General features: G+C 52.8%; 9 protein-coding genes. 2 read left to right on the top strand and 7 right to left on the bottom strand.

Annotated elements, in window-relative coordinates; genetic code table 11:
• Positions 1–34: 34 nt before the first annotated feature.
• The 5 genes from CA13_RS20385 to mnmG all read right to left on the bottom strand — a co-directional run bounded on the left by CA13_RS20385 (position 35) and on the right by mnmG (position 8,122).
• Positions 35–1,054 carry an AAA family ATPase gene (locus CA13_RS20385; RefSeq protein WP_419194622.1) on the bottom strand — a complete coding sequence of 340 codons (1,020 nt, stop codon included), beginning with the start codon at positions 1,052–1,054 and terminating at the stop codon, positions 35–37.
• A complete protein-coding gene (locus tag CA13_RS20380; RefSeq protein ID WP_146399746.1) occupies positions 1,051–3,852 on the bottom strand; it encodes a glycoside hydrolase family 2 protein in 2,802 nt (933 codons plus the stop codon). The genes CA13_RS20385 and CA13_RS20380 overlap by 4 nt, the downstream gene beginning before the upstream one ends.
• A 109-nt stretch (positions 3,853–3,961) precedes the next feature.
• Positions 3,962–5,179 carry a glycosyltransferase 87 family protein gene (locus CA13_RS20375; protein ID WP_146399744.1) on the bottom strand — a complete coding sequence of 406 codons (1,218 nt, stop codon included), beginning with the start codon at positions 5,177–5,179 and terminating at the stop codon, positions 3,962–3,964.
• 29 nt (positions 5,180–5,208) lie between these two features.
• Complete coding sequence (locus CA13_RS20370; RefSeq protein WP_146399742.1) at positions 5,209–6,096, bottom strand: glycosyltransferase; 888 nt, start codon at positions 6,094–6,096, stop codon at positions 5,209–5,211.
• A gap of 187 nt (positions 6,097–6,283) precedes the next feature.
• Positions 6,284–8,122, bottom strand: a complete 1,839-nt coding sequence (gene mnmG / locus CA13_RS20365; protein ID WP_146399740.1) for a tRNA uridine-5-carboxymethylaminomethyl(34) synthesis enzyme MnmG — start codon at positions 8,120–8,122, stop codon at positions 6,284–6,286.
• Between the two features lie 114 nt (positions 8,123–8,236).
• Here mnmG and CA13_RS20360 point away from each other — a divergent pair, with 114 nt between their 5' ends.
• Complete coding sequence (locus CA13_RS20360; protein ID WP_146399738.1) at positions 8,237–10,966, top strand: hypothetical protein; 2,730 nt, start codon at positions 8,237–8,239, stop codon at positions 10,964–10,966.
• A 113-nt stretch (positions 10,967–11,079) separates the two neighbouring features.
• A complete protein-coding gene (holA, locus tag CA13_RS20355) occupies positions 11,080–12,117 on the top strand; it encodes a DNA polymerase III subunit delta (RefSeq protein WP_146399736.1) in 1,038 nt (345 codons plus the stop codon).
• Positions 12,118–12,134: 17 nt separating this feature from the next.
• On the opposite strand, the gene CA13_RS20350 is transcribed toward holA, so the two are convergent.
• The gene (locus tag CA13_RS20350) at positions 12,135–13,076 is read right to left on the bottom strand and encodes an aldo/keto reductase (RefSeq protein WP_146399734.1); all 942 of its coding nucleotides are present in this window, start codon (positions 13,074–13,076) and stop codon (positions 12,135–12,137) included.
• Between the two features lie 73 nt (positions 13,077–13,149).
• Complete coding sequence (locus CA13_RS20345) at positions 13,150–14,088, bottom strand: ABC transporter ATP-binding protein (RefSeq protein WP_146399733.1); 939 nt, start codon at positions 14,086–14,088, stop codon at positions 13,150–13,152.
• Positions 14,089–14,096 lie beyond the last annotated feature (8 nt).

The following is a 14,096-nucleotide window of genomic DNA, read 5'->3' as shown; positions in this document are numbered from 1 at the left end:
CCCCGACTGAAGAAAACAAACCAAGCATTTCGCGTTAGGATTCAGCAACCAAACGCTCGACGATTTCTTTCGCGGTGACGCGTTCGCTTTGGGCTGCGAATGTCGTGATAATACGGTGCGTCAAAATGGGCGCCGCAACATAGTGGACATCTTCAAGTCTAACCATGTAGCTTCCCTCCAATGCCGCACGGCTCTTTGCTCCAATGATCAAATTCTGAACCGCACGCGGACCCGCGCCCCATGAAACCAGCGGCTTGAGCCATGCCGGTGCGGTATCACCATCAGGCCGTGTTTTTCGCACCAAACGTGCGACGTAAGTATAGATATGATCGGGTACCGGAACGCGACGAACCAAATGTTGGTAGCCAATGATTTCCTCGGCCGTCAACAAAGGATTCAACCGTGGCAACTCATCGCCGGTCGTGGTTTTGGCAATTTGGATTTCTTCCGCCTCGCTAGGGTAATCCAATTCGACCAGCGACATGAACCGGTCGAGTTGCGCTTCGGGCAGCGGATAAGTTCCCTCCTGTTCAACTGGATTTTGAGTCGCCAAAACCAAAAACGGTTCATCGAGTGGAAAGTGTTTCCCCAGAACCGTAACGCGATGCTCTTGCATCGCCTCAAGCATTGCAGCTTGCGTCTTGGGTGGCGCGCGATTGATCTCGTCGGCCAATACGACATTGGCAAAGATCGGTCCTTTGACAAATTGCAGCTCGCGATGACCGGTACTGGTTTCTTGCAGAATATCCGTTCCGGTGATATCCATCGGCATCAAATCAGGCGTGAATTGAATCCGGCTAAAGTCCAACGACATGGTCTCTGCTAATTTGCTGACCAGCAATGTCTTGGCTAATCCAGGGACTCCCATCAACAACGCGTGCCTTCGGGCAAACAAGCAAATCGCTAATTGCTCGATGGTCGCATGCTGCCCCACAATGACACGTCCGAGTTCACGACAAAGGCGATTGTAGACATCACCCAATCGATTAATGGCTTGAACGTCATCGTCGCCGAGCGGTTGCTCGGGATTCATTTCAGCGGATTGGTTCATCATTTCAATGAAAATACAATGGTGGGGTCAAGCGGATAGCGACCAAAACGCTCACCGTAAATGGCAAGTCCACCTGGGAGTGCTGAATCAACTTCCAACCGAATCACGATTTCCTTCGCCTTCGCCGCCGCTTTGACGGCTGCGGTTGGCAAGACCGCTTGGACTAAATAGCCATAGGAACCGGCTTCTCGTAGCTTTCTGTCATGCGGCTGGGAATGCCACGACAAGATGCCCCGATGGTCTGCGGGGTCGTCTTGGAGTTGGAACGTCCCGGCGGAAATACCGTTGAAACGAACACGGACTTCACTGGGGAACATCACCGTATCGGTCATCGGATAGGCGTTGGGAAGTCTGCTCGGATCGTGAGTTCCTTGGCCACGCATGAAGTCACCTTCCTTTGCCTTGTTACCTTCGCGGTCTTTGCCGAACAATTGCTTTGCTGACGTTTCGACGACGAATGAGACTCCCGCGACATCGCTTGCATCCATCCCTTCAGGCCAGGGCATGCGATATTCAAAATAACCGCTGCCGGCACCGTTGACCTTGAGTCCGTCCAGAACGTTCCATTGTTTTTGTGTCCATTCGGCTTTCGTGAATGTTTCAGGAGCGAACCGCACTACTTGCTGCTTGACCGTATCGGTGGACACCGTTTCGGTACGTTTTGAAGGTCCCTCACTCACCAAGAAAGTGGTGAAATTTCGCTGCAAGACTACGCCAGCTCGATTCTCGAGCGTCATTTGCAGTACGGCCAAGGCTGGTCTTTCGGGCATCGTCGCTTTGAGCGGCTCAAGTTCTTTGGCCATCCACGGCTGGTATGGAATCATCGTTTTGCCTCGAGAATAAGTCTCTCGTCGACCGAGTGTGTCCCAACCGTAAAGTTCCGTCTTTAGAACCAGCTCGTCACCCGCTGCCTCGTCGGTGAGGAACGATGCAAATAGAGGAATTTCAACCGTTTCCCCCGGCTTCACATCTCGACAAAGCTGGTCACCAGTCGACATGTAAAATGGGCTATGCAGATCCTTCAGGTTCATCCCCGAGCCCAATTCGTCCATTCCAGTGTGCTTTTCCGATCGATCAAATCGATAGTAACCGTTCCATTCGTTGATCACGTCATGATGCTCGGTGTAGAGCCATCCGGCAATCTTTGGTTGACGCCGAAACTCATTCATCATGATGTGATAGTCCCAGCTATAGTCGACATCACCGGTGCTGCCTTCGTAACCCCAGACGTTGCCACATTCGCTGTTGAAAAGCGGCTGGTTTCCTTGTGTCCGACCGCCGATAAAATTCCACTTCGATCCCGCATGCGTGTCACGAACGATTTGCTCAAGCCGATCACGCCACGCGTAACCTGGCAAATAGTCGTGCCATGTATTGAGATCCGTTTCGGTATGATCGTAATTACACGGTGAATTGTCTTCGACCAAGCGAGTCGGATCGAGTTTTTTGGCTAAACGATACATCTCGATCACCCACTTTTGAGTGTCCGGTCGATAGGCACGTTCTTTTCCTTCTTCGTTGGTGAACAATCCCCACGTTTCATTGAACGTAACCCAACTGAAAATCGCCGGGTGATTGTAGTCGCGGTCAACCATGCCACGCAGCGCGAACTCGCTTTCTGTTTGTGCTTCCTTGGTCGGGTTGCCCCAGAAATTTGGCACGTCTGCCATGATCAACAGTCCCAATCGGTCAGCCCAATAAAGTTTTCTTGGCACTTCAATTTTGATGTGAATACGGTTTGCATTAAGACCAATGCGTTTGGAACGCAGGATCTCGTCTCGCATGAATTCGTCGGATGGAAACGTATAGAACCCTTCGCGGTGATACGATTGATCAAGCGACATTTGCAAATAGATCGGCTTGTTATTGAGTGATACATAGGGATGGTCGGTACCAGGCAATTTTGCGACGCTGATCTTTCGCATACCAAAATAGGTATCGACTTGGTCGCTGGAATCTGGTGTTTTTAGCGACGCGGTTGTTTCATAAAGGAACGGATCTTCCAATGACCATAAGTGTGCGTCCGGTATCTGCACCTCAAACTCAATCTCTGATTCTCCTGACGTTACCGCCTTGGCAACATCCGCGAGATCACCCGTTTTGAAATGCAGATGCAATTCGGTATCCGTGCGTGCAACTTCGTTGAACTTCGCCTTGACAGTCACTTTCTCGGAATCAATGTCAGGTGAGTAATGAAGGGAGGTGATATGCAGAGCGGGTCGTGCCTCAAGATAAGTCGTTTGCCAAATTCCTTTTGCTTCGCCATATCCTTGTTTGCCTTCGAGCTTGAACGGATGCGGCGTATCGTCGACTCGCAGGGTTAGTTCTTGCGTTTGTCCCCATTGGACATCGTTGGTCAACTCAAACTCAAAGGGCGTGTAGCCGCCCCGATGTTCACCCACTGGTTTCCCATCGAGCCATCCGTTGGTCACCCAATCAGAGGCCCCGACCACGAGGAAAATACGCTTATCTTTCCACGACGTCGGCACTTCGATGCTACGGCGATACCAACCGATGTCGGCTTTGTTTTCGAGTCCCGATAGTTCCGATCCCCAAGGAAATGGAACCGTAATCGTTTCAGGGAACGCCACCTCCTTGCTGGCCCATTGGCCCTTTTCTCCCTGGTTCTCTTTATCAAATTTGAACTCCCACTGCCCATTCAAGTTCTCCCAATGGGGACGCTGGAAATCAGGCCGCGGATGTTCTGGGAGCGGAATGGTTTCCGCAATGGCCGGAGCCAACACATTGAGCAACAGCAGGAGAACGACACAGAATGCGTTTGGGAGTTTTGAGCTGAGCATAAGCAGAGAGATCCTGGCGGGTTTACGTTTGCAGATCGCTGGATAACGATTTGCGTATCATAACCGGGCAAGGCCGCTTCTGCATCCGTGGCTTTTCACCACCATTTTGTCAGACGCTTGAGGTTTGGCCCCATGAAACGGGGGTCGCACCACTTTCGAGACGAAAAAGACGAGTCACGAGGGACACCGTCAGCAAACAGCAACACAAAGGTGCCAACCACGTTGTCGAAATCTCGGGCGCAAGAATGAGTCGCCCAATTTCGTAACTGCCAGTGGTAAGCACGGCCAAAGCAAACAACCAGTATGCGACAGGGAAATTTTTCTGGACGGCCACATTTTCAGCAACAAAGTACGCAAACACGGGAGCTACCATGCAGTAGGTGCTATTCTCTGATCGGGGGTTGAATAGCATCAGATAGATGGCGGTCCAAGCAAACAACCATATTGCATGACGATTGGGATCGATTCGACGAAGCGAAAACCAAACCACGCCAAGTGTCGCAAACGCCGCAATCACGCGAGTCGCCGTTTGCATTCCAGAACCAACCGTGATTCCAAACGCTTCGAGCAACCCAAACAGGTCGGCACCGGAAAACGAAGAGCCCATATTAGCTGACACTCGCAGCATGACCACGCAATCTCGGTACTGCTGCCAAACATATGTCGGATTTTGCAGACAGAACGGCAACGCAATCGCAACCAAACAGGCAATAAGCAACGGCTTTCGGATCGGAGGTGAGATCGCAAAAAGCAACAGTGCCATGACAATTGAAAGTGGTTTCACGGCGACTGCCAAAGCGATCAACGCAGCGGCAAAAGCGTATTTTTTTGCTTGCCAGATGTCGACCGTCAATAACATCAGAGCTGTCATCAGCATCGTAGATTGCCCGATCCGTAAACAACTGATCCCAAGCATTCCAACAATCGCAGCGACTCTCCACTGAACCATTCTATTTTCTGGCGCAATCCTTTGGCCCATTCGCCAAACCGCGAACGCAAGCAATGCCCAAGAGATGATTCGCCAGACAACGTCACCGGCAAGACTCAGTCCCGTGACCTGAGTTACAACGGCGTAAGGAACGTGCAGAATCGCGGCGTGGGGAAGGTACAAAAAACCGTGCCCGTTTTCCATCGAATGGGAATAAAGCGACTCGCTTTGTAGCCATTGCATCGCCGCCGCTTCGTAGTGCATCGAAACGGACCGCTTTGGCCGCGATAGAAACGTCATGATGCCAACAACGAGCACCAAGGCGTAAATAATGAAAGGGATCCCTGATCGTGCCGCTTCGGCCCATTGTGGACCAAGGATTGTCCGTGCTTTTTTCATGAGGTCTTTCTTTGACCAAAACAATTGAATTAGGCAGCCTTGCGGACCTTGGCGGGTTCGATTCGCTCGTCAGCAGATGGAAACGGTAAAATGATTGCCTCGGAAAAGGTTGACGAGTCTTCGTTTGGTGTTCTTTGGCTGCGAAGTCGATACTGGATAACGAGATTCATGAGACGCAAGGGAGCCCACAAAAAATCCGATGTTTTTAGCCTCGAGTCACCCACTTCGTTCCACTGGCCAAGCGGTTGTTCAAAAACCACTTGATTGGTTTCGTCTTTAAATCGATTCTTCATGCGTGCAAGCACTTCGACGTCGAACAGCCAACGGTCTGAAAAAGGTGCTGCAAAAATATCATCAAGCCAGGGACCGTAGCGGAATACTTTTGCACCACATTGTGTATCACTGACACCAAGTCCGAGTGACGCCGAGGCGAGCGTCGAAAAGACTCGACCAGCGATTCGTCGCTTACCGTTTCGATTGATTCGATGCCCCGAAAGTGATAGCCGACTGCCGAGGACCAATTGGACATCCTGATAACGGCGCATCGTGTCTAGCAGAGCTTGTAATTCAACAAAAGGCGTCGCGAGGTCGGCGTCGAAATAGCCGATCATTTGGACGTTGTGGCGTCGACGGAAATCTGCCGACAATGCCGTTAGAATCCCCGTTCGAATTGCCTCCGCTTTGCCGCTATTGGTTTGAAGCGAGACGATATCGACGCGGCGAGGATCGACTGCCGCTTGTATTTCTTGGAGCACCTCGACGGTCGCATCACTACTGCCGTCATCGACGAACAGAAAGCAGTTCTGCTTTGCCTGAGTCAAAAACTCAATAAACGGAGCTCTTTCGAGTCGTTTGGCCTCGTTGTAACACGGCACGACAATCACGACGTCATCTTTGAGTGGTCTATAGTTTGCCATCGTGCGTTATCATCTCTGATTAATCGTGCGTTATCTCTGATTAATTCTGGGGGCCGATCATCCCGAAATCCGATCACAACCAGATTTTTGGAGCGGACCATCGTAGAATTAGAGGAATACCGCTTACGCTGCAAGACAGAATTCGAGTGTCACATGCCCCCCAAGTTGGCATCGGATGGCAAATCCCTTACTCGATAGGTTTCTTTTTCCCTTCCAGATGCGTCAAAACCAACGCCAAATCCGCTGGCGTCACGCCGCTGATTCGCTTGGCTTGGTCGAGATTCAACGGGCGAACCCGGTTCAGTTTTTCGCGTGCCTCGTGCCGAAGTGGACCGATTCGGTCGTAATCAAACGTCGCTGGAATTCGCTTACTGGCCAACCGATGTTGTTTCTCTACTTCGCTTTTCTGGCGGTTGATGTACCCTTCGTATTTGATGTCATAGAGTACCTGCTGGGCTGCTTGGGGTTCGATTTGACCGAGTCCTTCGACGCGCTCGCACATTTGAGCCCAATCGACTTCACTGCGACGCAAATAAACATCACCAGGAATTTTTTCGCATCGTGCTTCTTTGAGCAAATGTTGGGCAAGCTCAATCTGGGCTAGCTTGGCTTGAAACCGTGTGCGCCGAGTGGCATCGATCAATCCCAATTCATCGGCCGCGCCCGTCAGTCGACGATCGGCATTGTCCTGACGCAACAGCAACCGGTACTCAGCACGGCTAGTAAACATTCGGTACGGCTCATCGGTACCAGCGGTTACAAGATCATCGACCAAAACACCGATGTAGGCTTGGTCTCGCGTCGGCACCCACGGTTCTTTGCCCACCACTTTTCGAGCCGCATTCATACCTGCGATCAATCCTTGTCCGGCCGCTTCTTCATAGCCAGTCGTGCCATTGATTTGGCCGGCTAAGAAAAGTCCGTTGACCAGCTTCGACTCCATGTGCGGCCACAGCTGGGTAGGGGGACAAAAGTCATACTCAACCGCGTAGCCATATCGCATGATTTGAGCATTTTCGAGTCCTTGGATCATCCGAAACATTTGATCTTGGACATCGCGAGGCAAACTGGTGGAAATTCCGTTGACGTAGACTTCGTTCGTGTTTCGCCCTTCCGGCTCAAGGAACAATTGGTGCGAGTTCTTATCTGCGAACCGAACCACCTTGTCTTCGATCGATGGACAATAACGTGGTCCGGTCGAATTGATTTGGCCACTGTACATCGGCGCACGATCGAGATTGGCGCGAATCAGTTCGTGAACCGCGTCGTTGGTGTGCGCGATGTGACAAGGAAGTTGATCGGAGGCGTTCAGGAATTCAGTCAAAAATGAAAACGGTTGCGGAGTATCGTCACCCGGTTGCAGCTCTAAACTGGAATAGTCGATCGACTTGGCGTTTAATCTGGCCGGAGTCCCCGTTTTGAATCGTTCGACTTGAAACCCTAATCGATTCAACGCACCGCTGATGCCGGTGGTCGTCCCCTCCCCTGCCCTGCCCCCTTCGGTTTGAGCTTTGCCAGTATGCATGATCGCTTTTAGAAAAGTACCGGTTGTGAGGATCACGGTGGGTGCAAGGAACACAGCGTCTCCAACGACCGAAACGCCACAGACGCGAGTCACGCCGTCGACTTCTTCGGTCATCAAATCCATGACGGTTTCTTGTCGCAAATCCAGATTGGGTTGCTGTTCGATTTGATGCTTAATGTGGAATTGGTAGGCCTTCTTGTCGGCTTGTGCTCGAGGGCTGTGCATCGCGGGACCTTTGCGACAATTGAGCAGCCGGAATTGGATCCCCGTTGCGTCGATGGCTTGTCCCATCAAACCGCCCAGTGCGTCGACTTCGCGAACGATTTGACCTTTGGCAACTCCGCCAATCGCGGGGTTACAGGACATCTGGCCGACCGTGTCGAGGTTAGTCGTTAGCAGGGCTGTGTTCGCACCGAGTCGGGCTGCGGCAGCCGCCGCTTCGGTGCCCGCATGACCGGCACCAATGACAATAACGTCATAATGATAAGAGCTTTGTGCCATCGTTATCCAAGTGGAGTTGAAATGCTTCAAGATTAGGTTGACGATCCGTCGAAGCCGAGAAAAGACGTTCCCGGCAATCCCATTTTCCTCTACTTTTGGGGCTAAATCGACAACATGTGTATCGCCAAAAAAGCGATTCCCGATGCCGCCATCCCCACACCGATGCTTGCCGCTACGGTGGTTTTGGTCGCGTTTTGGATGTTGTTCGGTATCGACGGTTTTGCAGCACGCCCGGTTCGGTTGCCCCAACCCCAAGCGTCAAAAACGTCGCCCGACCAGACCTCATCGACTTCGCGGGATTCATCGACTTCGCGGGATTCATTGACTATTGCGACAGATTCGTTGCCTAAAACTGTGATCTTAGGGACGCGATCCTTTCGCATCCCATTTAACGTCGACGCGTCGAATCCCAATCCGCCGAGAATTCGATTGTATGTTAGTCGAGGAGCAAACCAGCCCTGGGAACTTTCTGATACCCAGCCCAGTAGCATCCGTGAATTTGCGTTTGTTTGCAAGGACGATGGGGAATACTGGTTCGCGACGGCGACCATCAACGATAACCACGTCGGACACTCGATCGAAATCCCCGCTAGCATCACGCCCCAATTAAGGGTCTTGGTCGATACCGCAAAACCGGCAATTACGGTGGAAGCCGACGCCGAGGCAAGCGGAACGGTCGCAGGCAAAATCATCATCGATGACCTAACGACGATCGCCGATAAGCGGCTTTATTACGCCACCGATGTCGATAACCAATGGCATGAATGGACGCCGGCGCTCGCTACCAGTTCGGCCTCCGGCTGGATTCCCAACAACGACCACTTCACCTTTTCGCCCAACGATGATTGGCGCCAAATTTCAATCCACGTTCGCGCGACCGATTCGGCAGGAAACCAGGCGGTAGCGACAAAACAATTGCAGCGACCGCGTTTGGCAGCCACCGCGATGCCAACCTTTGCCACGTATATTCCCCATAAAATCATACCGAACAGGGCTATTCCAAGTTTGGACACGCCAAGCATGGATGACATCGCGAGCAAGGACACTCCAAGCGAGGCTACTGCGAGCGTCGACATTCCAAGCTCGAAGCCGAAACCCGTACCGTGCATTGTGGCGACCGCCAAAACCAACGAGACGATCAGGGCGTTACCCGTGCAATATCGGACGCCGACTCCGTTTCGTATCACGGCCCAACACCACGTCGATGAGACATCGAACCTCTACGTAAGACCTGCTTTGTCCGATCCGAACGACGCGTCAAAAAGTCCGGTGATCAAGTTGGATCGACATAAGCCCCCTGCACTCGAATCCCCTGCACTGGTTCGCTTTGCTCACTCCTTTGAAGATTCAAACATTGCGACTAGCTCATCGGAAACCGCACCTCATATTGCCACAAATCCACACATTGCCACAAATCCACTGAGTGATCTTCGTGGCAGCAACTTGGCCGACTTTGCGACGGGGCCACATTTACCCGCTCCGCAGATTCCGAGTCCGATGCAACCAACGTTAACACCTCCGAGCTATCAGACATCAGCACCTTCGACGCAAACGCACACTTCTCGTTATGCGAATTCATCTCGCTATACGGTCTTGCCGAATTACACAAACGCACCGAATTACACAAACGCACCGAATTACACAAACGCACCGAATTACACAAACGCACCGAGCCAAGCTAACGCACCGAGCTATTCACGTGCGCCACGTTACACCAATGCATCCGGGGCTGTCGATTTGCCTGCACCGGCTACTGCCGAACAGGTAGGCAACAGCTTCGGACTGAACGCTCCGAGCTTGCCACTTGGATTGGAAATGCCACAAACCACACCGAGCGCATTACCGGAGACTAACTCAGCGGTTCCCTCGACACTTCCGTTTTCAATACCTTCGGCAGACGCTTCACCTAGCAATACAACCGCGACCGCCATCGCACGCCCTCAAACGGCCGCCGAAGCGATGCGTCCGATCGACAGCACGCAACCAATTGACAGAGCACGGCCGATCCGGCCAGCCCCCCCTGTGGCCCGAACAACCATCTCCTCTTCCAACGCCACAGCCATAGCGCCCACTGCAATAGCGAAACCTGAGAACAATTCATACAGTTCTAAGCGAGTCCAGCAATCGCCGATCGACTCGCCCTCTTTCAGCGAACGAGTGCCGACCCGGTACAGTAATTCCAATCGATTTAGCCTCGAATATGAACTCGAAGCGGTCGGCAATAGCGGCGTCGAGTCGGTCGAACTGTACGGCAGCACGGACGGTGGGAGGAACTGGAAGTTCTGGGGACAAGACCCTGACAAATTGAGCCCGTTCGATATCGAAACCAAAGAAGAGGGGGTCTTCGGATTCTGTATCGTCGTTGTTAGTTCCTCTGGTCTAGCGAGCCCTCGGCCGCTATCGAATGGTAGCCCCGACATCGTGGTGGTCGTTGACAAGAGCGAGCCCAAGGTCCGAATCACAGGTGCTCAATACGGCGAAGGGGATCGCATCGGATCGTTGGTCATTCACTACGAATGCGAAGACGCCAATTTGTTGCCACGACCGATCACCCTTTCTTTCAGCGACAATGTATCTGGTCCTTGGTCGACGATCGCAGCGGGGCTTCGCAATCAAGGCGACCATGTATGGCCTGCGGCCCCACGCTTATCACGTCAACTCTTCTTGCGAATCGACGCAACGGACATTGCGGGCAACACCGCATCCTACGTCTTGGATCAACCGATCGACGCTCAGGGATTGGCCCCGCGAGCCCGAATTCGGGGTTTTCAACCAATCACCGGCTTTCCAACTCCCCTTAAAAACGAACAAACCGCCGAGCGACCGCGAGCAACGTTTAAGTAGCATCCTGACGCAGGTCCGCCGACACAGCCGGTCGATTGGCGAAGGTCTAGCCGATGCAACCGGTAGGGTTTAGGCTATTGGGGAAATCATCGAACCCTATCAAAGCCCCCGTCATGGCGATCCTCAACGCTTTCGATCTGCTCACCAAACCACCCGGCGAACTACCGTCGGTCGCGGCGGTTTTTGGTTCTGACACGACCCTTCGGTCTTGGGTGATCTCAGCGCTTTGCGAAGGCGGCGACGTCACTTCGTTTGATGGCGACACGGTTCGCTGGTCGGATTTGCGTGACGATTTGGCGACCGCATCTCTGTTTGATTTCGATGGCAAACGGGCGATCATTGTTCGCGATGCGGACAAGTTCGTTTCGAGTCAGCGGCCGGAATTGGAAAAGTATGCTGCCAAGCCGGGAACTTCGAATCGATTTATATTGGATCTCTCCTCGTTAGCATCCAACACGCGTCTGTACAAAGCCATCGCAGGAGACCATCTGGTCGTCGCCTGCGCATCGACAGCCGACAAGAAAACGGGCGTCACGGCCGCGTCGCGTCGAAAATTCCTCTGCGGTTATGTGGCCAAGCGACACAACGCTGTCTTAGCTGCCGATGCTGCCGACGCCTTGGTGGAAATGATCGGTGACGAGATCGGTATGCTTGAAACCGAGATCGCGAAATTGGCGTTGTATCGTGCCCCCGGCGAAACGATTGATGAACCCCTCGTTCGTGATGTCGTCGCGGGTTGGCAAGGCAAAACCGTATGGCAAATCACCGATGCCATCGCCTCGGGGGACGCAGCCGAAGCAATGCGACAGCTCGACAAATTGATGAGCGGTGGCCAGCGTCCGATCGCATTGCTGCCCCAAATCGCTTGGTCACTTCGCCGGCTAGGGATGGCAACATCCGTCGTCGAGCACCGCGAACGCGAAGGCCGCCCGATCCAATTGGAAGACGCATTGTCGGCCGCCGGAATTCATCGACCTGCGGAAATTCAACAAGCCAAGAAACAACTGCGCGGCCTCGGTCGTGCTCGTGGCAAACAGCTATTGCCATGGCTACTCGACGCCGACCTTCGGCTCAAAGGAACCCACAGCGCCGATGGTCGCGACCGCTTTCTGCTTGAACAACTCGTCATGCGAATGGCAAAATCGAGCTAACAAGTCACTCGACCCTGCTAAACCGTCTTGGCAGGATACTTGTGAAGCAACTGCAGCACTTCATCGATTTGTTTCTTCTTGTGAAAGCCGATCGTCATCGCATCGAGGGTGCCGAGTCCTTGTGCAAACTCGATGCACGATTCTCGTTGGTCAACCAAGGCACCTTCTCCAAAGATTTTCATACCGATAACCGCCTTGCCGTTGTCTTTCATCTTTTGAAGCAGCGCGGAGACGTCTTCGGTGGATCCGTCCATTTTGACACCCTTGGGATTGATGCGTGCCAACACCACGTCGACCCAGGGGCACTCTGCGGCCGTTTCCATAGCACCAAAATCGTGACATGAAACGCCGACGGCGCGAACGAGTTTCTTCTCCTTTGCGTCCGCCAACTCATCCATGTAGGGCTCTAATTGCTCGTTCCAATTGCGAGTCGTTTCACAGTGCAGCAATACGATATCCAAATAATCGGTGTTGATCTCATGGCGGAATCGTTCAAGGGTGCTTCTGACAATTTCACGACGGTGTGGAGCTCTCGTCGCATTTTGGGGACCATCAAATCGCCACCAAACCTTTGACATGATCGTGACTTTGTCACGAGGAATCGTTCGTAAGGCTTCGCGAAAATAGACATGCGTGCCGTACATGTCGGCAAGGTCAAAAAAAGTGATGCCTCGCTCGTAGGAGTGATGAAACAGTGCCACTAGCTCATCGAACCCCAACCGAGTTTGGTCCGATTGCCTGCGTCCGCCGTGTACTCCCGTTCCCTGGCCAAGGCGAGACATCGTGATCCCCGTGTTCCCCAGTTTCACCTGAGGTGGTGGGGGAACGCTCCCCGCGTCGGATCCGCTGGACTGCTCTGCCGCGATGGACCGGTTCGATCCGCTCAGAGCGGTTGCTACGGCAGCCGCGGCCCCAATGGCTTGTCGTCGATTAGCTTGTCCTCGATTAGCTTGGACCATGGACACGTTTCTCCAAGAATTTATGAGATGGGAATTTCGGAAAGCACAGCAGCAATCAAAATTATAACACCGATTACATCCGTCGGCTGGTGCCTTGAGTCAGGGCCATAAATGCCGATTCAAGGTCAAGTTGTTCCTCGCTAAACCTGCGCAGATCGATGCCGTTTTCAATCAGAAGACGTGGCAAGTCACTGTATTCCTCGACGCCCGCTTTCAAGACCACACGGATGGCATCATCTCCTGGCTCGGTCCCTTGGACTTTTTCGTGTCCCTCCAATAACCGCGCAACTTGGTCAAGCGAATCGCGGTTAGTGGTTTGGATCACCAGCACCGTGTGCTGGCGAACCATTTTGATGATCTCGGTCACCTTAGCGTTCTGTTTAAGCTCACCGCGGTCGATAATGCCGACTTTGTTACAAACATCCGCCAACTCAGGCAAAATGTGACTACTGACGATAATTGTTTTCCCCATTTCACCGAGCTTGCGAAGCAGATTCCGCATCTCGATTCGCGCCCGTGGGTCGAGCCCCGAAAGGGGTTCGTCAAGCAATAACACTTGGGGATCATGAAGCAGCGTCCGCGCCAACCCAAGCCGTTGCGTTTGACCACGCGACAAAGTATTGGCAAAGGCGTCTCGTTTGAAATCGAGATCGACCACGTCGAGCATCTCGCTGACTCGATCCTCTCGTTGTTTGCCACTAATCCGGTAAGCGGCCGCAAAGAATTCTAAATATTCCACGACGGTCATATCATCATAGACACCGAAAAAGTCGGGCATGTAGCCAACCAATCGCCGGATCTCTTTCGGATGTGTATGAACGCTATGTCCGCACACGTATGCTTCGCCCCAGGACGGTTCAAGCAGCGTTGCGATGATTCGCATAGTAGTCGTCTTGCCGGCACCGTTGGGACCAATGAATCCGAACAAATCGCCGGCTTCTAGATCCAAATCGATACTCTTGATCGCGAACGCGTCGCCGTACTTTTTCGTTAAGTCAACTGTCTTAATCACCAGGATGG

It is taken from the genome of Novipirellula herctigrandis (assembly GCA_007859835.1).
GTDB lineage: Bacteria > Planctomycetota > Planctomycetia > Pirellulales > Pirellulaceae > Novipirellula_A > Novipirellula_A herctigrandis.
Note: the sequence above shows the minus strand (reverse complement) of the source record. Positions and strands in the feature narration are given on the sequence as shown.